The sequence below is a fragment of the Granulicatella adiacens ATCC 49175 genome (assembly GCF_025150565.1).
GTDB lineage: Bacteria > Bacillota > Bacilli > Lactobacillales > Aerococcaceae > Granulicatella > Granulicatella adiacens.
Genome location: NZ_CP102283.1, coordinates 1,158,280 through 1,181,050 on the forward strand (window position 1 = coordinate 1,158,280; position 22,771 = coordinate 1,181,050).

The window sequence follows — 22,771 nt, forward strand, 5'->3', positions numbered from 1 at the left end:
CTAAAAGAAGTTATTACTTCATCTTTTATATAGAAAGCTTTGCACTTTAGAAAAGACTGGAAGCTTTCGATAGGTGCATTATCTGTGGGAATCCCTTTACAGAACATACTGCAGATAATCCTTTTTTCTTTAGTGAGCACATATTCTTGTACATCAACTGAATACTTAAGAGAATTATTAAATTTTCTTAAATACATTGTATATTCAGTGGTGATAGCAGTATAGTTACTTTGAAAATTCGATAGGAGAACAATATCTATGAAAAAAATACACTCTATAAAAGAATTTGTTAGTTATTGTGTTGCATATCATTTTTTTTGGATAATATTATCGTTTATAGCTTTAGTAGTGGATCCCCCTAAACCTGATAATTATAATATTATGACTTCAGAATCGAACTTCATAATTCTTTTTTTCATTTTCAGTGGAATATACTTACTACCACTATTCCCACTAATTTCCATTAATAAACAAATTTCCACCGTAAAAATTTTACTCTCGTTCATGTTTATTTCTACAATCACATTTATTATGCTATACTTTCAGCAACATTACTTTGGTTCTTTTGAATCATATAGTATATTCTTAGAATATCTATTAATCCCAGCTTGGCAAACTATAATTTTCTCTCTCGGTTTATATTTTATAAAAAATTAATCGAAGCTAATTTTCTTTCAATTAGCTTCGATTATTTTCAGTTATTACTTATTTAGAAAGGTTACTGTATAAATCGCACAAAAAGACCGTGGGCAAACGAAGAACCATAGGGATTCTATGGTAGAAGTGATAGCGATTAGTAACCGATGTGAATTACTGACTCTGGAAATTCATTTCCTAGAGTCAGTTTGAAGCTCGGTAGGATTGAGACAAAAGGCTTAATCCGATACAGCTATTATCTCTACCATGAAGAGTTCCCTATGGTTCGTAGTTAGACCGAAGGTCTTTTCCCTTTATTTATGCACAAACATTGCATCGCCAAAACTAAAGAAGCGATAACGTTCTTCGATAGCGTGCTGATACGCTTCTAGTGTGAATTCACGTCCAAGATATGCGCTAACAAGCATCACAAGCGTTGATTTTGGCAAGTGGAAATTCGTCACAAATGCATCAACTACACCAAACTCATACCCTGGCGAGATGAAAATATCTGTCCAACCACTCGCAGGCACCACATGCCCATCGTTGTCTCTAGCAACTGTTTCTAGTGTACGAATCGAAGTCGTCCCAACAGCAATGACGCGTTTGCCAGCTTTTTTAGTCGCTTCAATCATATCCGCAGTTTCTTTTGACACATTATAATACTCAGAATGCATCTTATGGTCTTCTAGCGAATCCACAGAAACAGGTCTAAACGTTCCTAGACCAACGTGCAATGTGACTGGAACAATATTCACGCCCTTGTCACGGATTTGTTGCATTAATTCTTCCGTAAAGTGCAAGCCAGCTGTAGGTGCTGCTGCAGATCCATTTTCTTTAGCATAAACCGTTTGATAACGTTCTTTATCTTCTAAACGCTCTTTAATATAAGGTGGTAAAGGCATTTCCCCAAGAGATTCCAATACTTCGAGGAATACTCCTTCGTATGAAAACTCAATGATACGTCCACCTTGTTCTAATTCTTCAATAACTGTTGCTTTAAGTCGACCGTCACCAAAAGAAACGACACTACCTACTTTCATACGTTTAGCAGGTTTCACAAGAGTTTCCCACTTGTCACCCTCTGTATTCGTTAATAGTAACACTTCAATATGAGCACCCGTTTCTTCTTTTGTTCCATAAAGACGTGCTGGAAGTACACGTGTGTTATTCACAACAAGTGTATCCCCTGCTTCTAATTCTTCTAGTAAATCAGAAAAATGTCTATCTTCAATCGTGTGCTTAGTTTTATCCACCATCAATAGACGCGAAGACGTACGGTCTTTTAATGGCGTTTGCGCGATTAATTCTTCGGGTAAATCGAAGTCAAAATCTTTAGTTGTATAGTTCATTTCTATTTCCTTCCTTACGACATGGGATACAAGCGCCCTAAGTGAGCATATCCTTCCGGTGTCACCACACGACCGCGTGATGTCCGTTTTAAAAATCCAATTTGTAATAAATACGGTTCATACATATCTTCAATGGTTTCCGCATCTTCTGAAATGTTCGCCGCAATAGCTCCAAGACCAACAGGACCACCATCGTATAAATCAATCATCGCCGTCAACAATTTACGGTCAATATGGTCTAGCCCTTTAGCGTCCACACGTAAGACCTTCAATGCTTGCTGCGTAATTTCTTTTGAAATCATGCCTTCTTCGTATACTTGAGAAAAGTCACGTACACGTTTCAGTAGGCGATTGGCAATACGCGGTGTCCCGCGAGAACGAAGTGCAATCTCAAGAGCGGCTTCATCTTTAATTTCACTATCAAAGACATTTGCACTACGTTTAACAATCTCAGACAGAGAAGCCTCATCATAATATTCCATATGTTCCACAATCCCGAAACGGTCACGAAGCGGTGCAGAAAGTGCCCCCGCACGAGTTGTTGCTCCAATCAACGTAAACGGCGGCAATGGAAAATGCACTGGATGCGCAGTTGGCCCTTGTCCGACTACGATATCTACAAAGAAATCTTCCATCGCAGAATACAGCATCTCCTCCACTACACGTGGCAAGCGGTGAATTTCGTCGATAAATAAAACATCTCCTGCTTCTAAATCATTTAAAAGAGCCACTAAGTCTCCTGGGCGTTCAATCGCTGGACCACTGGTTGTCTTAATACCCACTTCTAATTCATTGGCAATGACCATCGCGAGTGTCGTCTTCCCGAGTCCTGGAGGTCCGTATAGTAACACGTGATCCAAGGCTTCAGAACGACTACGCGCCGCTTGAATATAAATGGCAAGTTCTTCTTTTACTTTTTGTTGACCGATATATTGTTGTAACGTCTGTGGTCTTAGTGATAACTCGTCTTGTACTTCCACTTCGTCAAGCGGGTTTTGGTCAATAAAACGTTCTTCCTCCACGATAATCCTCCATTATTTCATCAATAGTTTAAAGGCCACTTTTAATGCCTCTTGCGTCGTACTTGGAGCAGCAGCTTCCAGTGACTTCCAAATCTTTTTAATTTCTTTTGCAGAATACCCAAGACCAAGTAAGGCTTCTTTTGCTTCTTCAAGAGTGGCTTGGTTCGTTGAAACAACTGCTTTCGTGGTTTCCTCTGGTAGTGCTTCAAACTTTCCTTTCAAGTCAAGAATAATTTGTTGCGCTGTTTTCTTCCCAACTCCTGGGAATTTTGTTAAATAAGTGACATTCCCACTTTCTACAGCGTTCACGAAACCTTCCGTATCGTCATTTGCTAAAATACTCATCGCACTCTTTGGACCAATACCTGAAACACTAATTAATCGTTGGAATAATTCGCGTTCTTCGCTTGAGATAAATCCGTATAAGGTAATCGAATCCTCACGAACAACTTGTTGTACTAAAACTTTAATTTGTTTTTTTAGAGAATCTTGCAAGCGGTATGGGTTTGCAAATACCACTTGATAGCCTACGCCATGCACATCGATAACAATAGCTGTTGGTAAGATATGCGCTAACTCTCCATTTAAGTATTCATACATGAATAATGCTCCTTTTTTATGTCTATATCAGTACAATTCTAGCATAACAGGAAGGTCTAGGGCAAATGTCTGTTCGTATACTGTTCAAAAAAAGCAGCCCCTTCGAAGAGAGACTGCTTCCTTAAGTTAAGTTTGAAATTTAATTATGCATTTAATAATGCTTCAGCTTGTTTTTCAAGTCCTGCTACTACTTCATCGCTTAATGTAACAACACCAGTTCCCCAAGCTTCTGGGTTAATTGTTGCAGCTGTGAAATCACCTACTACTTGCATGCGTACAAATGGTAATAATGATTGATATGAAGCGAATAATTGATCATGCCCAGCTGCTGCCAATGCAGACACTGTTACTACTTTATCTTGTAAAATAGAAGGTCCACTTGGGTTTGATAAATCTAGAGCACGACTCATCCAGTCAATTAAGTTTTTCACTGTTCCTGGAATAGCGAAATTATAAACTGGTGAGAAAATCCAAATAGCATCTGCTTTACCGATAGCATCGCGTGCTGCTTGTACTTCAGGTAATACTGGAGTTTCTAAATCTTGGTTCATTAATGGAAGGTTTGAGTAGTCTAAGTATGATACTGTTGCTTTTCCTTCTAAAAGTTGTACTGCTTTTTCAGCCATTTGATGGTTAAAACTTCCTTTACGTAAGCTTCCTACTACAAATAAAATGTTTTTCATATTAAATACCTCATTTCTTTTTCGTTGTTTTTCCAAGAAAGCGACGTCTTCTCTCTTGGCTTAATTAAAGATTATCATCACTTAAATATTAAAGCAATTTATTTGCTCATAAAAATTATTATAAATTTATAACCTCTAACAATGAACTAGAACCATTGCTATCACGATATTTTTCAAATAGAAATCTAATAAATAATCTTTGGGATGAGATATATTATTTAATAATAAAGTATATAAATTTACTCCATTCTCATAATAAGAATATCAGTCGGAATATGAATATTTTGTGAAATTCACCGAAAATTCATATCTGTTTTTGAAAGAATCTAGTTCTTTCCGTGAAATGTAGTAAAACTAATTGTTTTTCGTAAATAGCCTATGATACATTTAATACAATCTTAATAATTAGGAGTGATTTCATTTGGAAAAACGTTTAACACGTAATGTAAAAGAAAAGAAAATTATGGGAGTTTGTGCTGGTGTAGCTGATTACTATGGTATCGATGTATCATTAGTTCGTATCGGCTGGGCAATATCTGTCTTAGCTGCAGGAACTGGTGCTCTAGCATACGCAGTTTTATCATTTGTACTTCCTGAAGGTGAATAATCGTTCTAAGTAAAAAAAGCAGGTTTAAAACCTGCTTTTTTTGTGCTTTCAGATAAAGTCTCTCTACTTTAGGGAATCCATTATGAGCAAAGCAAAAACGACTCGCGATGCGAGTCGTTTTGTGTAGTTGAGTTCGCCATCGCAGAAATCGCGTCCACTTCCCGGAACGTACGCAGAACATTTCACGTTCCTTTCGTCGTTCCGGTCCAGTGGTCGATTTCTAACCGCGATGTCTCACATCCTAGTTTTCCATCAACGCTTGGTTAGCTGTAATGATCGCTAATTTGTAGACGTCTTCTTCGTTACATCCACGTGATAAGTCAGAGATTGGTTTATTTAATCCTTGTAAGATTGGTCCAATAGCTTCGAAGTTACCGAAACGTTGTGCAATTTTGTATCCGATGTTACCTGATTGGATTTCTGGGAATACGAATACAGTTGCTTGTCCAGCTACTGGTGAGTCTGGAGCTTTTTGTTTACCAACGCTTGGTACGAATGCAGCATCGAATTGTAATTCTCCGTCGATGTTGTAGTTTGGAGCTAATTCTTGAGCGATTTTAGTTGCTTCAGCTACTTTTAATGCTTCTTCAGATTTAGCAGAACCTTTAGTTGAGAAACTTAACATTGCAACGTTTGGTTCAATACCGAATAATTCAGCTGTTTTAGCAGATTCTACTGCGATTTCAGCTAATTCTTGTGCGTTAGGGTTAATGTTGATTGCGCAGTCTGAGAATAAGTATTTCTTAGATTTGTCGCTGTTGATCATGATGAACGCACCACTTGTACGAGATACTCCTGGTTTTGTTTTGATGATTTGTAATGCTGGACGTACAGTGTCCCCTGTTGAGTGAACCGCACCAGATACTAATCCGTCTGCTAAGCCCATGTATACCATCATTGTTCCGAAGTAAGTTACGTCACGTAATAATTTTTGCGCATCTTCTTCAGATACTTTACCGTTTCGACGTGCTACAAAGCTTGCAACCATTTCTGCATATTTATCGTCCGCATAAGTTTCAGGATCGATAATTTCTAAATGAGAAATGTTAAATCCACGAGCTTCTGCTACTTCATTAATAGCATCTACATTTCCAAGTAAGATTGGTTTGCAAAGTCCATCTGCTAATAAACGAACAGCCGCACCAATAATTCTTGGTTCATCTCCTTCTGGAAATACGATTTTAACGTCTTTCCCTTTCACTTTAAGTGATAATTCTTCAAATAATTCCACGGATATCCCTCCAAAAATTTGTTATCTTAATAATACACTAAATACTTTTAAAAAAACAGTACAATGTTAAAACAATCATCAAAAAAACAGCTGTACTAATTTGTAAGCAATATGAAAATAGTACAGTTTCGTTTCATAAAAATTTCTACTTAGCAAAACACGCCTTGTATGCTATACTTAGAGAGTATTTTAGTAAGGAGGAAGGCTTTGTGCGATCATATGCAAAAAAATTAATGGATACCGCTATTCTGGCTGGTCAAATCATGCTAGAATGTAACGCTGAATCCTATCGCGTGGAAGAAACCATGAACTATATTCTCTCCACTTCAAACTTTGAAACTTGCGAAGCCTTCGCGATGGCGACTGGAATCTTTGCAACGCTCGATGACGACTGTATCGATTCTATTACAGAAATCCGCCGTGTTCCAAATCGTGACACAAATTTAAATCGTATCTATAAAGTTAACGCCATTTCTCGTCAATTAGTGACAAAAGAAATCGACCTTGATACGGCTTATCAACGATTACAAGATTTAAAAGAATCCGAATATCCACAGTGGTTAAAAGACTTAGGCCTTATTCTGATGTGTGGGTTCTACGCTGCTCTATTTGGAGCAACGCCAATTGAACTCGTCATAGCATCAGTAGCAGCGATTATCATGCCATTTGTTTATAAGTTAGATCCTAAATTAAAATTAGGAACATTCGTGTTGAACCTCATCTCGATTATTCCTGCGATTGTCATTATCATTTTGATTCAGAAACATTTCGTTCCGGACGCTCGAATCGGCATCTCCATTGTAGGATTAATCATGCCGGCCGTTCCTGGAACCGCCATTACAAATGCCATTCGCGATACATTACGCGGAGACTACAACTCAGGAGCAGCTCGGGCAATTGAAGCGTTTGTGACGGCTCTTTCCGTCGCTATTGCAGTTGCTTTGGGACTCGTGTTAGCAGGAGGTGCAAACCCCTTATGATTTATCAAGTGATTAGTGCTCTCATCGCTGTCTACTTCAGTTGTATTGTCTTTGAAGCACCAAAACGACTCCTCATTCATATTTCGATTATTGGAGGCATTGGTTGGTTTGTATATCTCTTCTTCTTGGACAGTTCTGGATTACAACTAGCTACTTACTATAGCGGCCTTACCATTGCTTTTTTATCGCACTTAGCAGCACGCTATTTTAAAGCTCCCGTAACGGTATTTTTTATCCCTGGATTTTTCCCACTCGTTCCTGGTGCAGGCATGTATCGTACTGTATATGCATTCTTTGTTGGAGATGTTGAAAAAGGAAAATTCTTCTTCGGTCAAACAATGATTACTGCCGGGATGATTGCACTTGCTATCTTTACGGTCGATTCGATTTTCCGTCTGTATTCGCATTGGCAATCTTCACGCCGTCAATCAGCAAACTAAATAAATGAACTTGAAACTGCCAAAGATTTTCTTTGGTGGTTTTTATATTTAAACCGAAGGTTTAGAGATAAAATCTAAAGATATTAGAACAGATTGATTCCGTCCCTTTGGGATATCTTCATGGTAGGGATAAGAGCTGTACCGGTTCGAGCCGATGTCTCTCACCTACTGAGCCTCAATGAGTCTCTACGGAATAAATTCCTAGAGTCTCATATTCGCATCAGTTACGAAACGCTCTTACTCCTACCATAGAATCCCAAAGGACTCCATCTTTTTTCATAAAATCTGTGGTCTCTAAACCTTCTTGTTTAAAGACATAATTGAGTTTTATTATTTAAATCTGCTTTGCGGATGAAGATTGTCATTCCTCATTTTGTTAAGAAAAAGTGACAGTGTATGGACAGATTGCAGGTTCTGTGGTTCAATAAATGTATCAGGGTGTCATAGCTCAGTTGGATAGAGCAAGCGTTTCCTAAACGCTAGGTCGGGGGTTCGAGACCCTTTGGCACCGCTAGTAAAAAAATCCACTGGTTAAACCAGTGGATTTTTTGTTCATTATCTACAATTCTCTTCTACCCATTCAATAGCACGCCAGGCACGTCCTGAGATATTATTTCCATGATTTCCCACTTCCAATGTAAACTTGAAATCACCTGGTTGAAATTTCGGCTCATAAAAATCTTTTAATGCTATCGTATTTAGAGTTTGGTCTGCTGTTAAATTCGTCGCAGTCGTTCCTTCTTGGTCTCCCACACTCATGTATAATTTTGGATGAGCGGCTTTAAAAGGATGTTCTTTTAAATAGTCCAGAAAATCAGGAAACCACAGCGATGAAGAACAGCTGAGGGCGGTCCCAAATAAATTAGTGTTCACCGCTGCGTACAGGCTGAATAATCCACCTAGCGAATAACCACCGATAACTCTCTTTTCTTCGCTTGAGGCAAAAGCATATTTACTCTCACAAAATGGAATAACATGTGTTGCGAAAAACGAAAGATGTTCTGCAGCTTTCCCACCGAAATCCATCGGCATGCTTTCTGACGCCTGGAGAGGCCACGGTGTATAATCATCTGTTCGATTATTTGCATTTATGAGTACAAAATTGAGTGCAGGTTGATGTTTGCGAATCCAATGATTAAAAGGTTCTTCGAATTGATCTCCATCTAAAAAATAAATGGTCGTAGCATCTTTGACATTGGAACGATAAACATATAGCTTCACTCCCTCAATTTCTTGTTGGATCCATACAGAATTTTTAACCATGGCGATTCCCTTTCTACTGCTTAGTCTCCACTATTTTAACAGTTTTCCTCGCGCTTGATAAGCCCAAATGAAAAGACGTCAGAGATAAACACTGACGTCTAATTGTTGTTATATCAATTTAACGGAAAATTTGTCCCGATTTTTGGTTCATAAATTCAAAGACTTCATCTTCATTGAATGGATTCCAGTCTCCAAAAACAGTATGTTTTAAGACTGAACTTGCAGTTCCAAAGTCAACAATTTGTTGGCTGTTCCACCCTTTTAGAACCCCGTTTAAAATCCCAGCAGCGAAGGCATCTCCTCCACCTACTCGGTCGATGATTGGATTAATGTCATATAGTTTAGACTCTACGAATGCTCCATCTTCACCTGCGAAGAATCCTTGTAATTCGTTATGATTTGTTGAAATGACATTTCGTTTTGTTGAATACAACACTTTAATATTTGGATATTTTGCTTGAATTCGTTTGTAAATTTCTTCTAGGGAAACATTTTCGTCTTCTGATGCTACTTTCAAGAAATGAATCGCATCTAATCTACCCGCAGAAAGAATATCTACATACGGTAAGATTTGTTGGAAACAAGGATAAGCTTCCTCATAACTCCAAAGCTTACTGCGGTAGTTCATATCAAAACTTACACAGCATCCATATTCTTTTGCTTTACGAACGACTTCAACAGTCCAGGATTGCCATTTCTTAGAAAGAGCTGGTAGAATCCCTGAGATATGTAACAAATCTACACCTTTGAAGATTTCGTCTAGATTCCAGCAGAGTTCGTTCAAAACGGAGATACTAGAGTATAAACGATCATATGTAACGCGACTAGCACGCACATCATTCCCTTGTTCTAAAAAGTAAGTTCCTAGTCTTCCGTATTCTGTTGCTACTAAATCTGTATTGATCCCATTCATTCGTAATCTTGAACTTACGGCATCATTTAAAGGGTTATCTTGAGGTAGAACTGATGCTACCGAGACATTATGACCAAAGTGAGCTAATGAAATTCCAACATTTGCTTCAGCTCCACCATAGCAGACCCTGAACTCTTTTGTACTCTTTAACCGTACATCTTCTGCGGTCGATAATCTTAATAAAACTTCACCTAGAGTTATTACTTTCATCTCTATATCTCTTCTCCAAATTTCAATTGATAGATAAAGAATCGAAGCTCTCACTTCGATTCCTTTTATGTACTTTAACTATACTCCAGAATAAGCCGCGAAACCACCATCAATTGGTAAAACTACCCCATTTACAAAGCTTGAAAGTGTTGAATCTGCAAGGAAGAATACTCCCCCTACTAATTCATTTGATTCACCAAAGCGTCCCATTGGTGTATTGCGTAAAATTTTATCCGCACGTGGAGTTGGATTTCCATTTTCATCAAATAGTAATCTCTCATTTTGAGCCGTTACTAAGAAACCTGGTGCAATCGCGTTGCAACGGATTCCTACTTTAGAGAAGTGAACCGCTAACCATTGAGTGAAGTTGCTAATCGCTGCTTTCGCTCCTGAATACGCTGGAATTTTTGTTAAAGGAGTGAATGCATTCATACTTGAAATATTGATGATATTTGCTCCTTCTTTTCCAACCATATCTTGTGCAAAAACTTGTGTTGGTAATAATGTACCTAAATAGTTTAAGTTGAATACAAATTCAATTCCTGCTTTATCTAATTCAAAGAATGTTTTTGTCTCAGCACTTAATCCAACTTCATGGAACTCATTATCTGTTGTTGCACGTGGGTTATTTCCTCCAGCACCGTTTACTAAAACATCTACGGTACCAAGATCCTTATTCACCGCTTCGCGAACAGCTTCTAATGATTCTTTTTCAAGTACATTCGTTTTATATGCTTTTGCGATACCGCCCTCAGCAATAATTTCATCTGCAAATTTTTGTGCAGCTTCTCCGTTTAAGTCTAGTAAAGCTACCTTTGCGCCTTGTTTACCAAAGCTTTTTGCGAGTTCACCGCAAATTACTCCACCGGCACCGGTAATGACTACGACTTTATTTGTAAAATCAAAAAATTGTGTCATGGTTTTTCTCCTATTGTTTTGCATTTTTAGCTACGGCTTCAGCTAAACCGTGAAGGTAAGTAGCACCTAGAGCTCGGTCAAATAATCCATATCCTGGGCGACCTGTTTCTCCCCAAATCATACGACCATGGTCCGGACGGATTGGGCCTTCCCAGTTTGCATCATGAAGAGCTTTAACCACTTCATACATATCAATTGAACCGTATTCTGTTGGGTGTGCTGATTCTTCGAATGATTTGCCTTTTCCTGTTAAACGGATATTACGAGCATGCATAAAGTTTACTCGGTTGCGTTTCAACATTTCTTTTAACATCTCAACAGCATCGTTGTTTGGATCAGAAGCATATGAACCTACACAAACAGTTACTCCATTATTTGGGCTATCGTATAATTCTACAAATCTTACAAGATTTTCTTTGCAAGTAATAATACGAGGTAATCCAAAGATGCTATAAGGTGGATCATCAGGGTGGATTGCCATTTTCACACCAGCTTCTTCTGCTGCTGGAATGACACGTTTAATGAAATATTCTAAATGTTCCCAAAGCTTTTCTTCGTCTACTTTGGAATACTCATCCATGATAGCTTTCATTTCATCTTTTGTATAACTTGAATCCCAACCTGGCAGAGATAACTCCCCTTTTACAGGGTCCATTTTCTTAGCCACTTCTTCGTCGAAGATTAATGCATTAGAACCATCTGGAAGTTCATACGCTAAGTCAGTTCGTGTCCAGTCGAATACTGGCATGAAGTTATAACATACAATATTTACTCCTTCAGCCCCTAAGTTTTTAATAGTCTGAATATAGTTATCAATCAATTGATCTCTTGTAGGTTTTCCAAGTTTAATATCTTCATGAACTGGAACACTTTCAATAACAGAAAGTTTTAAGCCTGAAGCTTCAACGTCTTGTTTTAATTGACGAATACGTTCACGGCTCCATACTTCTCCAACTGGGACATCATAAATCGCAGTTACAATCCCTTTCATACCAGGAATTTGTCTAATATTTTCTAAAGTTACTTGATCATCATTCCCATACCACCGGAATGTCATTTCCATTTTTATTCCTCCTTTAGTTCAATCCAAAAAATTCTTTAGCATTTTTATAGCAAATGGCTTCTAAGAACTCTGTAATTAATTTTTCATCATAAGGGATTCGACCACTTTCAATCCATTCCGTTACAAGTGAAACAAGAATTCGACGGAAGTAATCATGTCTTTGATACGATAGGAAGCTTCTTGAGTCAGTTAACATTCCTACAAAATTCCATAATAAGCTTTGATTTGCTAGTACTAGCATTTGTTCTCTCATTCCTTTTTCAGTATCCGAGAACCACCAAGCTGCACCAAATTGTAAACGTCCTTTAATTCCTTCTTCGTTTGCTTGGAAGTTGGCGAGCGTATTTGCCAAAATGTCGTTGTACGATGGATTTAAGTTATAGAAAATACATTTTGGAAGACGATTCGATTCTTCTAATGCATTTAATAATTGGTTTAAAGCCAGTGCTAGATGCGTTTGATCTCCTGTTGAATCAAATCCTGCATCTACACCAATTTCCTCAAAGTACTTACGGTTTGTATCTCGAACTGCACCAAAGTGAACTTGTGTCACTAGATGGTGTTTCTTGTACAACCCACATAAGGCAATAAACACTTCTGTTTGCCATTGTTGGATTTCTTCAAGAGTAGGTACTTCTCCACGAATCACTTTTGCAAAAATTGCATCTAGTTCTTCTTTTGAAGCTCTCTTATACAAGATTTCTCCAAAACTAATATCACTTGCTTTACATCCGTTTGCCACAAAGAATTCGATACGTTGTTCCAAAGCTTCCACAAAGCTATCAAACGAACCAACTTCTACGCCAGTTACTTCTTGTAATCTAGTCACAAAGTTAGCGAATTTTGGATGTGACACAAAGGCTTCATCCGGACGGAATGTTGGTGCAACAACTGTATCAAAAGAGACATCTTCTGCAATCTTTTGATGCCATTCGAGCGAATCAAGCGGATGGTCAGTTGTTCCAATAAATTCTACATTTGCTCGTTTAATTAATTTTCTTGGACTCAGTTGTTCCTCTGCAATGGTTTGATTCATACGGTCATAAATCTCTTTCCAATTATCAGGCGTCACATAGTCATCAATACCAAAAACTTGTTTCAATTCTAAATGACTCCAGTGATATAAAGGATTTCCAAATGCCTTAGCTAACGTTTTAGCCCATGCTTCGAATTTTTCTTCAGGAGTTGCGTCCCCTGTAATCAAACGTTCACTCACACCATTTGCACGCATTAGGCGCCATTTATAGTGATCTCCGCCAAGCCATATTTGTACGGCATTCTCAAATGGTTTATCCTCAAAAATTTCTTGAGGAGATAAGTGACAGTGGAAATCTTCAATTGGAAGATGTTCCACTACTCTATATAGGTCTTCCGCAACCTTACTTTGTAGTAAAAATTTTTTACGATTAAAAGTCATAATTAGTCCTCCAACGCACTGACGAATTCTTTAGCAATACGTGTTACACTCTCATAACCCTCTGTTGCAACCTTTGCACCGAGAGCGCTTCCGACACCGACTGCAACAGCACCTTTTTCTTTCCACTCTTTAATGTTTGCAAGAGATACGCCACCGGAAGGCATTAAATTAACACTTGGGATTGGGCCATTAATATCTTTAATAAATGAAGGTCCTAAAACTCCACCAGGGAATAGTTTGATGATTTTTGCTCCACCATTCATCGCTTGTACGATTTCAGTTGTTGTTGCGCATCCTGGGAAGTAATCGATATGAGCATCATGAGCGACTTTTTGAATATGTGCATCATAATGAGGACTTACTAAAAACTCTGCTCCAGCAGCAATAGCTTCTTTAGCTAATTCAACTGTCATAATCGTTCCAGCACCAATCACTACTTCTGAATTTTTTGCATAAAAAGCTTTCAATTCAGCAATTGCTTTAGAAGCCTCAGGTGTTGTATAAGTTACTTCAATATTCTTAATGCCACCCAATACTGAGTGTTTTGAAATTTCAATTGCGTCATCTGATGATTTCCCCCGAATAACTGCAAAAATATAGTTCTGTTTTAATTGTTCTAATACACTTGTCATAAGCTTTTTCTCCTTCTAGTAAAAAAATAAAAGTCATCTGTTATATCTATGATACATCAGATGACTTTTGGTGTCAATGACAATATTCGGTTGATATCGTCTATTTCATCAGACGATTTAATTATACGATAATGTGCGTCTATTATCTGCTAAATGCAGTAACATCGCGTCTCTGGCAGCGACAGCATCTCGATTTTTAATTGCTCTTACAATTTCTCTATGAGCACGAATCGTATTTGCTTTGCTTTGCTCACTTGTAAAGAAATCATTATACAACTTAATCGATTGAATAATAATTGGAATCAGTTGCTGCATAGCTACATTACGACTAGCCTCAGCAATCGCACTATGAAATTGAATATCCAGTTTAAAGTGAATATCTCCATCCGAATGGATTTCTTTTTCCAAGGCCTTTTCAAGCCTTTCTAAAACAGCCACTTCTTCATCCGTAATATGCTGCGCGGCAAGACTCGCCATCTGAGGCTCAATCAAGAAGCGTACTTCAAATAAGTCTTGTGTCAACTTCATATGATTATCGATTTCACCAAAACCTAATGGATCTATTACAGTCTCCGTTAAACTTGTAATATAAGTTCCAGAACCTTGACGTACTTCCAAGATATTCTTTGAAACTAACATTTTCACCGCTTCACGTAACGTACTACGACCCACTTCTAAATCTTGTGCCAATGTATATTCATTGGGCAACTTGTCTCCGACTTTTAAATCATTTTTTTCAAAATATTCGACAATTCTATTTGCGGTTTGTTCCACTAAAGAAACAGTTTTCTCTTTCATATCTATTCCCCATTCGTCACTTTTTCGAACCTATTCTAACAGTTCTCACTCTATAGCTCAAACCATTAGAATAGCTTTCGAAAAATACTTACTATTTTTTGTAGTTATAGTCTGGAATAGCATTCCAACGATTTCTAAATAGTTTCACAATTGATTTTGGATTTCTATCCCTTGTGAATAATCCTTTGTGGTTTCCTTGGATACGAATTAATGCGTAACTGTTTGTTTCAAAATCCGCAAAGTTCCAAACATGTTCACCAACAAAGTTTTCGAGTTCATCAAATACTTCATGACTCATTTGATGGAATCGTTCTTGATACTCTTCTGTATATGGAACATCCCAATTTGAATGATAGCCTGGTAAAGTATCTGCACCATACTCAGTCATAATGATTGGTTTGTCTGGATATTTTTCTTGCCATTCCTTCAACTCTTTACGAAGCCCTACGCGTGCCCCTTCAATATCCCCATGGTTAAGATACCAACCATAATAACGATTCAAGCAAAGCACATCAATCAATGGAGAAATTAAATCCTGTTCTGGTGTTGCCATCATAATATTCACAACAGTTGTTGGACGTTTTTGTGGATCTAACTCTTTCACATATTTTGACTAAAGGCTCGAAGTATTTATCCGCACCTTCACCAGCACCATCTGGTTCGTTCGCGACACTCCATAAAACCACACATGCATGGTTCTTATCACGGGCCACTAATTCTTTAAGTGCAAGTTTGTGATTTTCCATTGTTTGATAGAATTCCCATGTCTTAATCGGTTTAGTTCCTCCGCTATTCATACTTAGTGCAGCAGTAAAGTTTGCAAACAAACCGACTGCTGGAACTTCATCTATCACTAAGAATCCCATACGGTCTGATAAACGCATCATCTCTTCTGAATATGGATAGTGAGCCGTTCTGTATGAGTTAGCTCCCACATTCTTCATTAAATTCAAGTCCATTAAGTTTACTGCTTCGTTAAAACCACGACCATTTACATAACTATCTTCGTGTTTCCCGAATCCTTTGAAGTATACTGGTTTGTCGTTTACTAAGAACTGACCTTTTTCAACACGAACCGTACGAACTCCAAATAGTTCTTCATATTCATCTACTAACTCGTCTCCAGCAAATAACTCGACTTTTGCTGTATAAAGGTAAGCATCTAATACTTCCCAGCGATGAACATTGACTATCTCAAGTTCAGACTCTGCCTCACCCTTAGCTACCACTTCACCATCTTCATCTAAAAGTGTTACTTTTGCGGTTCCACCATTAGCAGTATGCTCTACCACTACCTTCACAGTCGCATCATTTTCATGAACATCGTAAGTAACTACAATATCTTCAATACGCGCTTTAGGAAGAACTAATAATTGAACAGGACGTTGAATCCCAGCATAGTTAAAGAAGTCGAAGTTCTCTGAAACTTTCTTCTTCACAGTACCGTCCGGTAATTTTTCTTCAGAATAGTTGCCGACTGGTAAAGTTGTATGATCTAAAATATTGTTGGCACAAACACTAATCAATAATTCTTTTTCTCTTGTCAATTCTTCAGGAATACGAACTTCAAATGGTGTAAACCCACCGATATGTTCTCCTAATAATTGCCCATTCACATATACTTTTGCTTGATGGGTTACAGAACCAAAACGAAGCACTAATTCTTCATCTGATTCGAAAGAAGGAACCGCAAAAGTACGCTCATACCAGTTATCTCCAATAAAATATCTTTTTTCAGATTCAACTGCTACATCATTAAATGAACTTGGTACAACCATTAAGTCTTCAGTAGAAAGTCGTGGATCCACTCCTGGGACGTATTCACCTTGCTTAAAATTCCAAACCCCATCTAACGAATAACGTTTTCTCTTTGCATTTAAAACTGGATATAACATCGACCATCCCTCTTTCTATAATTTAGCTTGCCATTTTTCAGTCCACACTAACTCGTTTGGAGTTCCCTTGAATTCGGACTTCCCTTCAAGTTTATCGATTACAGCTTTAACTGTGTTCTCATTACCATGGTATGCATTGATAAATGTTTTAACCATTGTCGCGTCGTGTAAATGAGTTGTAAAGTTTGTAGACACAAATACAGTTGGTGCTTCATGTACATACCAAGGTACTTCATTCGACATAGCTGTCTTCCATTGAATACGGTAGTTATTTTGTGCACCATAACCAATTACGTTTGCAACCACTAGCGCTAAATCAACTGTAACTCTATACTCTAGTGTACGTCCTTTGATACGACTATTTCCATCATTAACCATTACTTCATATCCACGACTAGTTAATTCATCTACGAAGCGGTTTAAAACTGAATCATCATTAGCCATGATTCCACCTTTTTCTCCATCTAAGTAATACAAGCGTACGCGTTTATGATCCACTGGATTAATCGGTAAGTTTTGTTGCGTATCTTTAACAAGAGTGATTCCGCGGTCAGCTGCTTCTTTTTGCCACTCTAAGTGTTCAGCACAACCAATGACTTCTAACTCTTTCTTATCTTTTAACAATGTTCCGTTTGCTTGTTTTTCAGGAAGATTTAATTTTGCTTTCAATCCTAAAATACGACGAAGAGCATCTGTCATACGTTCTTCAGTAATGACTCCATTGTGATATCCTTTTAACATGAAGTTAAAGTCTTCTTCCATATTGTTAAAGAATAAGAACATGTCACATCCTGCAGCAATTGCTCCTGGAACATAGTCCTCGCGCCGCATCGCACTTGTCATTCCTAACATGTGGCTTGCATCTGTAATTACCATTCCGTTGAAGTCTAGTTTTTCTTTTAGTAAATCTTGAATTAGTTCTTCAGCAAGTGTTGCTGGCATTACATCTTTATCTTCAATCCCTGGACGAAGCGCTTTTTGATATTCAGGCAATGCAATATGTCCAGCCATAATCATTTCAACACCATTTTCGATATGGTTGCGATATACTTTACCAAAAGAATTTTCCCACTCTTCTACTGAAAGTTCATTCACACCTAAAATTAAGTGTTGGTCACGTTCTTCAGTTCCATCTCCAGGGAAGTGTTTCACACAGCAAACTACTTCACGTTCTGCTTTTAATCCTTCTACATACGCATTTGTATATTTAATAACGTCTTCAGCAGTAGTTCCGTAAGCACGCGTATTAACGATTGTATTTCTCCAGTTTTCTAAAATGTCCACGCATGGGTCAAAGTTTACGTTTACCCCAAGAGCAGTCTCTTCACGAGCAGATACTAGTCCTGCATGATAAGGAACCCAAGGATCGCGACTTGCTTCAGATTGTGCGCCAGAAGAAATATAAGTACCACCTTTAACGGCACCGTCCCCACCTGAATCGCAGTTAGCTGCCACTAATAATGGGATTTTTGTTTGAGATTGAAGATCATTAATTAACCCTTGAACATCTTCAGGGCTACCGTTCATATAACGAACACCGCCGATATGATATTTTTCTAGAATCTCTTTATTGCTTAAATTGTTTCCGCTAAAAGCATCCCCTCCGAAGAAGAATAAGTTTGTAAATAATTGTCCTACTTTCTCTTCATCTGTCATGCCTTTAATTGTTGACTCAACCCATTCAATTTGACTTGGATTCAAGTTGTAAGGTTTTTTTGATAAATCTACTAGTCTTGCCATTTTACTTCCTCCTATAATGACGCTCCGTAAACTGTCTAGCTTACGGAGCGTTAATCAATTATGCTTTTTGTTTTGCTAATGTTTCAGCTTTGATTCGAGCGATTTCACTTTGAATTTCTTCCATTTTCTCTTTGTTTAATGGGTAGAATTTCATCGCAATTACGTTACAAAGATATCCAAACATAATGAAACCACAGAACATCACTAAACCGATAAATTTCAATTCTGGTGTTAATGGTGTATCTACTTGAGGTAATTTTTCAGTAAAGCCGATAGATGCACATAAGATACCTACAAATGCAGAACCGAATGAAGAAACGATTTTATCAACAGCACTGAATAATGTTCCCATTAAACCAGGAACGTAACGACCTGAACGATATACTTCGTAGTCCGCACAGTCGGCTGTCATCGGAATTACCATTGTTCCTGCTAACCCGTTTGCACCTTGAGCTAAGATGTATAGTGTTAAGAATGCAATTGTGAAGAATGATAGCCCTGTGTATCCCTCAGCTCCAGGTAGTGAGAATGTTGAAGGATCTGCTACATAGAATAGACCGAATAATAATCCGTAAAGGATGATACCCGCCCATGAACCTAATAACAACGCTTTTCTTTGACCAAGTTTTTGAGCAATAAATTTAACTCCAAGAATCATAATCAAAATCTTAGGAATCAATGTATATTGGTTAAATGTATTTAGTAATTTATAGTTACCACAAATAATACCAAAGATAATTACTGATACTGTTGCGTTTGAAGTAACTATCGCTGCCAATTTATCTGTTGAAGCTGATACTACTAACATTTGAATAGCACGGTTATTTTTTAGTACATCCCAGTAGTCTTTGAAAGTAACTTTAACAGGTTCGCCTGTACCAAAGAATTCTGTACGGTCTTTATCTTTTAGTGCAAAGATCGCTAACCAAGTGAAGATGACTGTTACTGGAGCGATATAAATCCATAACTCTTGGAACAACTCAGCAGTAAACCCACCGTATTTTGGTACTAAGTGTTGAGCAACAAATCCTGGTACTAACGCGAATAATGTAGCATTATAAATACCGTCATAGATACCGAATGTTGGACGTTGTTTAGGGTCATTTGTTAAACAGCTTTGAGCTGATTTAGTTACTACTGTTTGTAATGTATAACCAATGATGTAGATTAAATAAATTACTAAGAAATAAATAAATCTAAATTCTTCTGGTAAATGGTGAGTTGTGAAGAACATTAAGAATGTTGTAATCACTAATACAATGTTACCAGCTGCCATAAACGGACGATTTTTACCAAATTTTCCATCTGTTTTGTCTACGATATAACCAACGATTGGGTCAGTAATCGCGTCCCAAATACGCATGAATGTCATAATTGAAGTAGCCATTACTACTGCTACCCCAACGTAACCTGTTAAATAGTAGGCAACGAAGTTCAAAAGAACTAGCCATAAGTTTGTTGATGTATTATTTAAAGCAAACAAAGCCATTTGCCACGTTTTCGCTCTATGAATCCCTGTATTTTCCATGTTAATAACTCCTTATTTTTAATTTTTAAATTGTGATAAATGTTTATGATAAATTGCTTGATACTCTTCGTCATTGTATTGTCCGTCAATAAATTCTGGAAGAATATTTGTGACTAACGTTGCCCATGACTCTTTTTCTTTCCCAAATAATATTGGATAGAAATGTACTTCATTAACTTTTGCAGCATCAAAATCCCCAGGAGCATCCCCAACCATTAAGATTTTCTCTTTTTCAAATCCGAGACTCTTAATTTCTTTAATCGCTGCTGCTTTACTTCCTCGTTCTTGTCCGAAGAATTCAGAAACAAATGGCATTAACCCATGACGTTTCCATTCGCTATTAACTGCTTCGCTGTTTGCTGAAGAAACAATCGCAATCTGAGCTACTTTACTAATTTCTTCTAAAGCTCTTTTTACGCCTTCAAAAGGTTTGTCTTCGCCAACAAGTTCGGTTTCAATGCCGTGATTTACAGCCTTGCTCCACTCGAGCGCTTTTATTAGTACGGCATCATTATGCTTAGCAATCTCCTCTTCCAATGATTGATTTGAAAGAGATGTCGTATGATTACACCAGTTAGCAAACACTGTAAAGTCTTCAATTGCTTCACCATGTTCTTGAGCAAACTCGAGACTAAGTAGTAACCCTTTAAAGCGATTAATCCCTCTCGTTTCAGAGAATAAGTTGACACGATTCCATTCTTCTAAATAGACTTCTTGATTTTGAATCTCGAAATACTTCGCTGCTAGCGGGCCGAAGAAACGAATGTGTTTAATATCCATTGTGTCCATCGCACAGCCATCTGAATCGATACATACTACGAATGGACTTTCATTTGTTAAAGCCATATGCTCTCCTTTCATAAAATAAATCAGTTCTAAAGTCTGCAGATGATTTTTGTTAGATGACTTTTATGCACCCGCTTACATTAGTGCGTAAATATAAAATCGTCTCTAATTTTAGAAATGATGTGACGTTTTGCAGTAAATTCATCTGATGTATTCATTGTATCAGATGTGAACCAAAAAATAAATACCTAAATTAAAAAATTTTCAAACTTTTTTAAAGTTGCTATTTCCCTATTTAAATAAAGGTTTCATCTATTATAATAGGCAACAAAAATCAACAGACGACTTTTAAAAGTCATCTGTTGAATGATGAATATATATTGTTAAGATAAAAAACAATCTTGTTTTTCTGATTCCCACAAATGTTGACTGTAAGAAGAACTATCTATTTTCGAGTAGATAACTTTCAAGACATACTTGTTAATTTCTAACTCTATTTCCGAAATGGAGATAAGCACTACGACTTTAAAGATATTCTGGCCCTAATAAATAGGTTTGTTGAATGTCCTCATGACGAGTTCGGATGTGGACGCGTTTTTTAAGATTCGTGTCAGGCAAGGCAATGAATGCATACGTACTCCTAATCCCAATATTCTCCCGGTGACAAATCGCCTTCTCAAACCGTTGATTTTTTAAGTTATCTGGCAATGCTAACTTGATGATTTTTGATATACATTTTTTCTGCATCTCCTTCCATTGTCTTAAATAGATTAAAAATTCCAATCATTCTCGTGATAATTTTTTTTGTCATCTCCTCGTCGTCTTTTAATTAGTTAATCGACTACGATTACCAACGCGATTCGTGACATCTTACATGGTGACTAAAACATTGGTACCGTTCGTACCGTTTCAGCTGTATTATTTTCGAGGCTCTAAAGCGTCTAATTAAATTAACAGCAGTGATTAATGAAGTAGGATGGTTCGAATACCCTTGACATCATACAAACAAACGCAAATGCAATTGCATTGGCGTTTTTACCTTTTGTTAAATTAACGAACAATCTGTCCTGATTTTTGGTTCATAAATTCAAAGACTTCATTTTCGTCGAACGGATTCCAGTCGCCAAAAACCGTATGTTTTAATACCGAACTTGCTGTTCCAAAATCGACAATTTGTTGGCTATCCCAACCTTTTAGAACTCCGTTTAGAATCCCAGCGGCAAAAGCATCACCACCGCCAACTCGATCAATTACAGGTTGAATATCATAGATTTTTGACTCTACAAAGTTATTATCTTCTCCTACATAAAAACCTTGTAACTCATGGTGATTGGTTGAAATGACATTTCTTTTTGTGGAATATAACACTTTGATATTCGCATATTTTTCTTTCACGCGACGATAGATTTCTTCAAGAGATACGTCTTCTTCAGCTGTTGCAACTTGGAGAAAATGAATCGCATCGAGTCTCCCTGCAGATAAAATATCTACATAAGGCAAGATTTGTTGGAAACAAGGATAGGCTTCCTCATAACTCCACAACTTACTACGATAGTTCATATCAAAACTCACATAGCATCCATATTCTTTCGCTTTACGGACGACTTCAACCGCCCAAGCTTGCCACTTCTTAGAAAGAGCTGGTAGAATTCCTGAAATATGAAGCAAATCAGTATCAATAAAGATTTCGTCTAGATCCCAGCATAGTTCATTTAAAACGGAGATACTAGAATATAAGCGATCGTATGTAACACGAGAAGCACGTCCTGCATTTCCTTGTTCTAAAAAGTAAGTTCCTAATCTTCCATATTCTGTCGCTACTAGATTCGTATCAATTCCATTCATTCGTAATCTTGAACTTACAGCATCGTTTAAAGGATTATCTTGCGGTAGAACCGTTGCCACAGAAACGTCATGGCCAAAGTGCGCTAAGGAAATCCCTACATTTGCTTCAGCTCCACCATAGCAGGCTCTGAACTCTTTTGTACTTTTTAACCGTACATCATCTGCGGTCGATAATCTTAACAAAATTTCACCTAAAGTGATGACTCTCATCT

The 22,771-nt window shown here is 37.5% G+C and carries 19 protein-coding genes, 1 tRNA gene and 1 pseudogene; 4 read left to right on the plus strand and 17 right to left on the minus strand.

Going from position 1 to position 22,771, the window contains the following annotated elements; translation table 11 throughout:
- Positions 1-950: 950 nt before the first annotated feature.
- From queA to NQ540_RS05695, 4 genes are all read right to left on the minus strand, one after another.
- Positions 951-1,988, minus strand: a complete 1,038-nt coding sequence (gene queA / locus NQ540_RS05680; RefSeq protein ID WP_005605738.1) for a tRNA preQ1(34) S-adenosylmethionine ribosyltransferase-isomerase QueA — start codon at positions 1,986-1,988, stop codon at positions 951-953.
- 14 nt (positions 1,989-2,002) lie between these two features.
- Positions 2,003-3,010 carry a Holliday junction branch migration DNA helicase RuvB gene (gene ruvB, locus NQ540_RS05685; RefSeq protein WP_005605740.1) on the minus strand — a complete coding sequence of 336 codons (1,008 nt, stop codon included), beginning with the start codon at positions 3,008-3,010 and terminating at the stop codon, positions 2,003-2,005.
- A 12-nt stretch (positions 3,011-3,022) separates the two neighbouring features.
- The gene (ruvA, locus tag NQ540_RS05690; RefSeq protein ID WP_005605742.1) at positions 3,023-3,610 is read right to left on the minus strand and encodes a Holliday junction branch migration protein RuvA; all 588 of its coding nucleotides are present in this window, start codon (positions 3,608-3,610) and stop codon (positions 3,023-3,025) included.
- Positions 3,611-3,753: 143 nt separating this feature from the next.
- Positions 3,754-4,293 carry an NADPH-dependent FMN reductase gene (locus NQ540_RS05695; protein ID WP_039848809.1) on the minus strand — a complete coding sequence of 180 codons (540 nt, stop codon included), beginning with the start codon at positions 4,291-4,293 and terminating at the stop codon, positions 3,754-3,756.
- A gap of 421 nt (positions 4,294-4,714) precedes the next feature.
- Between NQ540_RS05695 and NQ540_RS05700 the strand changes: the two genes are divergently transcribed.
- Complete coding sequence (locus NQ540_RS05700; RefSeq protein WP_005605744.1) at positions 4,715-4,900, plus strand: PspC domain-containing protein; 186 nt, start codon at positions 4,715-4,717, stop codon at positions 4,898-4,900.
- 241 nt (positions 4,901-5,141) lie between these two features.
- Here the strand turns inward: NQ540_RS05700 and pta are convergent, their stop codons facing one another.
- On the minus strand, positions 5,142-6,131 hold the full coding sequence (gene pta, locus NQ540_RS05705) for a phosphate acetyltransferase (protein ID WP_005605745.1): 990 nt from the start codon (positions 6,129-6,131) through the stop codon (positions 5,142-5,144).
- Between the two features lie 209 nt (positions 6,132-6,340).
- Here pta and NQ540_RS05710 point away from each other — a divergent pair, with 209 nt between their 5' ends.
- The 3 genes from NQ540_RS05710 to NQ540_RS05720 all read left to right on the plus strand — a co-directional run bounded on the left by NQ540_RS05710 (position 6,341) and on the right by NQ540_RS05720 (position 8,062).
- On the plus strand, positions 6,341-7,111 hold the full coding sequence (locus NQ540_RS05710) for a threonine/serine exporter family protein (protein WP_049554443.1): 771 nt from the start codon (positions 6,341-6,343) through the stop codon (positions 7,109-7,111).
- Positions 7,108-7,551, plus strand: coding sequence for a threonine/serine exporter family protein (locus NQ540_RS05715; RefSeq protein WP_005605748.1), 444 nt, complete (start codon positions 7,108-7,110; stop codon positions 7,549-7,551). Before NQ540_RS05710 ends, NQ540_RS05715 begins: the two co-directional genes overlap by 4 nt.
- Before the next feature lie 437 nt (positions 7,552-7,988).
- Positions 7,989-8,062 (plus strand) — tRNA-Arg (locus tag NQ540_RS05720).
- 44 nt (positions 8,063-8,106) lie between these two features.
- Here the strand turns inward: NQ540_RS05720 and NQ540_RS05725 are convergent.
- The 12 genes and pseudogenes from NQ540_RS05725 to NQ540_RS05780 all read right to left on the minus strand — a co-directional run bounded on the left by NQ540_RS05725 (position 8,107) and on the right by NQ540_RS05780 (position 22,769).
- On the minus strand, positions 8,107-8,814 hold the full coding sequence (locus tag NQ540_RS05725; RefSeq protein ID WP_005605749.1) for an alpha/beta hydrolase: 708 nt from the start codon (positions 8,812-8,814) through the stop codon (positions 8,107-8,109).
- 118 nt (positions 8,815-8,932) lie between these two features.
- Positions 8,933-9,937, minus strand: coding sequence for a sugar kinase (locus NQ540_RS05730; RefSeq protein WP_039848810.1), 1,005 nt, complete (start codon positions 9,935-9,937; stop codon positions 8,933-8,935).
- A gap of 78 nt (positions 9,938-10,015) precedes the next feature.
- Complete coding sequence (locus tag NQ540_RS05735; RefSeq protein WP_039848811.1) at positions 10,016-10,855, minus strand: SDR family oxidoreductase; 840 nt, start codon at positions 10,853-10,855, stop codon at positions 10,016-10,018.
- 10 nt (positions 10,856-10,865) lie between these two features.
- The gene (gene uxuA, locus NQ540_RS05740; RefSeq protein WP_005605753.1) at positions 10,866-11,918 is read right to left on the minus strand and encodes a mannonate dehydratase; all 1,053 of its coding nucleotides are present in this window, start codon (positions 11,916-11,918) and stop codon (positions 10,866-10,868) included.
- A gap of 13 nt (positions 11,919-11,931) precedes the next feature.
- Positions 11,932-13,335, minus strand: coding sequence for a glucuronate isomerase (gene uxaC, locus NQ540_RS05745; protein ID WP_005605754.1), 1,404 nt, complete (start codon positions 13,333-13,335; stop codon positions 11,932-11,934).
- A gap of 2 nt (positions 13,336-13,337) precedes the next feature.
- Complete coding sequence (locus tag NQ540_RS05750; protein WP_005605755.1) at positions 13,338-13,967, minus strand: bifunctional 4-hydroxy-2-oxoglutarate aldolase/2-dehydro-3-deoxy-phosphogluconate aldolase; 630 nt, start codon at positions 13,965-13,967, stop codon at positions 13,338-13,340.
- 117 nt (positions 13,968-14,084) lie between these two features.
- Complete coding sequence (locus tag NQ540_RS05755) at positions 14,085-14,765, minus strand: FadR/GntR family transcriptional regulator (protein ID WP_005605756.1); 681 nt, start codon at positions 14,763-14,765, stop codon at positions 14,085-14,087.
- Between the two features lie 91 nt (positions 14,766-14,856).
- Positions 14,857-16,660: pseudogene (gene uidA, locus NQ540_RS05760) on the minus strand (beta-glucuronidase).
- A 15-nt stretch (positions 16,661-16,675) separates the two neighbouring features.
- A complete protein-coding gene (locus NQ540_RS05765) occupies positions 16,676-18,400 on the minus strand; it encodes a glycoside hydrolase family 3 protein (protein WP_005605759.1) in 1,725 nt (574 codons plus the stop codon).
- A gap of 58 nt (positions 18,401-18,458) precedes the next feature.
- Positions 18,459-19,928 carry an MFS transporter gene (locus NQ540_RS05770; RefSeq protein ID WP_005605760.1) on the minus strand — a complete coding sequence of 490 codons (1,470 nt, stop codon included), beginning with the start codon at positions 19,926-19,928 and terminating at the stop codon, positions 18,459-18,461.
- An 18-nt stretch (positions 19,929-19,946) separates the two neighbouring features.
- Positions 19,947-20,774 carry an HAD family hydrolase gene (locus tag NQ540_RS05775; RefSeq protein WP_039848812.1) on the minus strand — a complete coding sequence of 276 codons (828 nt, stop codon included), beginning with the start codon at positions 20,772-20,774 and terminating at the stop codon, positions 19,947-19,949.
- 990 nt (positions 20,775-21,764) lie between these two features.
- On the minus strand, positions 21,765-22,769 hold the full coding sequence (locus tag NQ540_RS05780; RefSeq protein WP_005605764.1) for a sugar kinase: 1,005 nt from the start codon (positions 22,767-22,769) through the stop codon (positions 21,765-21,767).
- Positions 22,770-22,771 lie beyond the last annotated feature (2 nt).

Coding starts and splice junctions, on each gene's coding strand:
- uxaC (WP_005605754.1), bottom strand. CDS start 13,335: ATGACTTTTAATCGTAAAAAATTTTTACTACAAAGTAAGGTTGCGGAA.
- uxuA (WP_005605753.1), bottom strand. CDS start 11,918: ATGGAAATGACATTCCGGTGGTATGGGAATGATGATCAAGTAACTTTA.
- NQ540_RS05730 (WP_039848810.1), bottom strand. CDS start 9,937: ATGAAAGTAATAACTCTAGGTGAAGTTTTATTAAGATTATCGACCGCA.
- NQ540_RS05775 (WP_039848812.1), bottom strand. CDS start 20,774: ATGGCTTTAACAAATGAAAGTCCATTCGTAGTATGTATCGATTCAGAT.
- NQ540_RS05780 (WP_005605764.1), bottom strand. CDS start 22,769: ATGAGAGTCATCACTTTAGGTGAAATTTTGTTAAGATTATCGACCGCA.
- NQ540_RS05765 (WP_005605759.1), bottom strand. CDS start 18,400: ATGGCAAGACTAGTAGATTTATCAAAAAAACCTTACAACTTGAATCCA.
- NQ540_RS05755 (WP_005605756.1), bottom strand. CDS start 14,765: ATGAAAGAGAAAACTGTTTCTTTAGTGGAACAAACCGCAAATAGAATT.
- ruvA (WP_005605742.1), bottom strand. CDS start 3,610: ATGTATGAATACTTAAATGGAGAGTTAGCGCATATCTTACCAACAGCT.
- NQ540_RS05770 (WP_005605760.1), bottom strand. CDS start 19,928: ATGGAAAATACAGGGATTCATAGAGCGAAAACGTGGCAAATGGCTTTG.
- NQ540_RS05695 (WP_039848809.1), bottom strand. CDS start 4,293: ATGAAAAACATTTTATTTGTAGTAGGAAGCTTACGTAAAGGAAGTTTT.
- queA (WP_005605738.1), bottom strand. CDS start 1,988: ATGAACTATACAACTAAAGATTTTGACTTCGATTTACCCGAAGAATTA.
- NQ540_RS05715 (WP_005605748.1), top strand. CDS start 7,108: ATGATTTATCAAGTGATTAGTGCTCTCATCGCTGTCTACTTCAGTTGT.
- NQ540_RS05750 (WP_005605755.1), bottom strand. CDS start 13,967: ATGACAAGTGTATTAGAACAATTAAAACAGAACTATATTTTTGCAGTT.
- NQ540_RS05735 (WP_039848811.1), bottom strand. CDS start 10,855: ATGACACAATTTTTTGATTTTACAAATAAAGTCGTAGTCATTACCGGT.
- NQ540_RS05725 (WP_005605749.1), bottom strand. CDS start 8,814: ATGGTTAAAAATTCTGTATGGATCCAACAAGAAATTGAGGGAGTGAAG.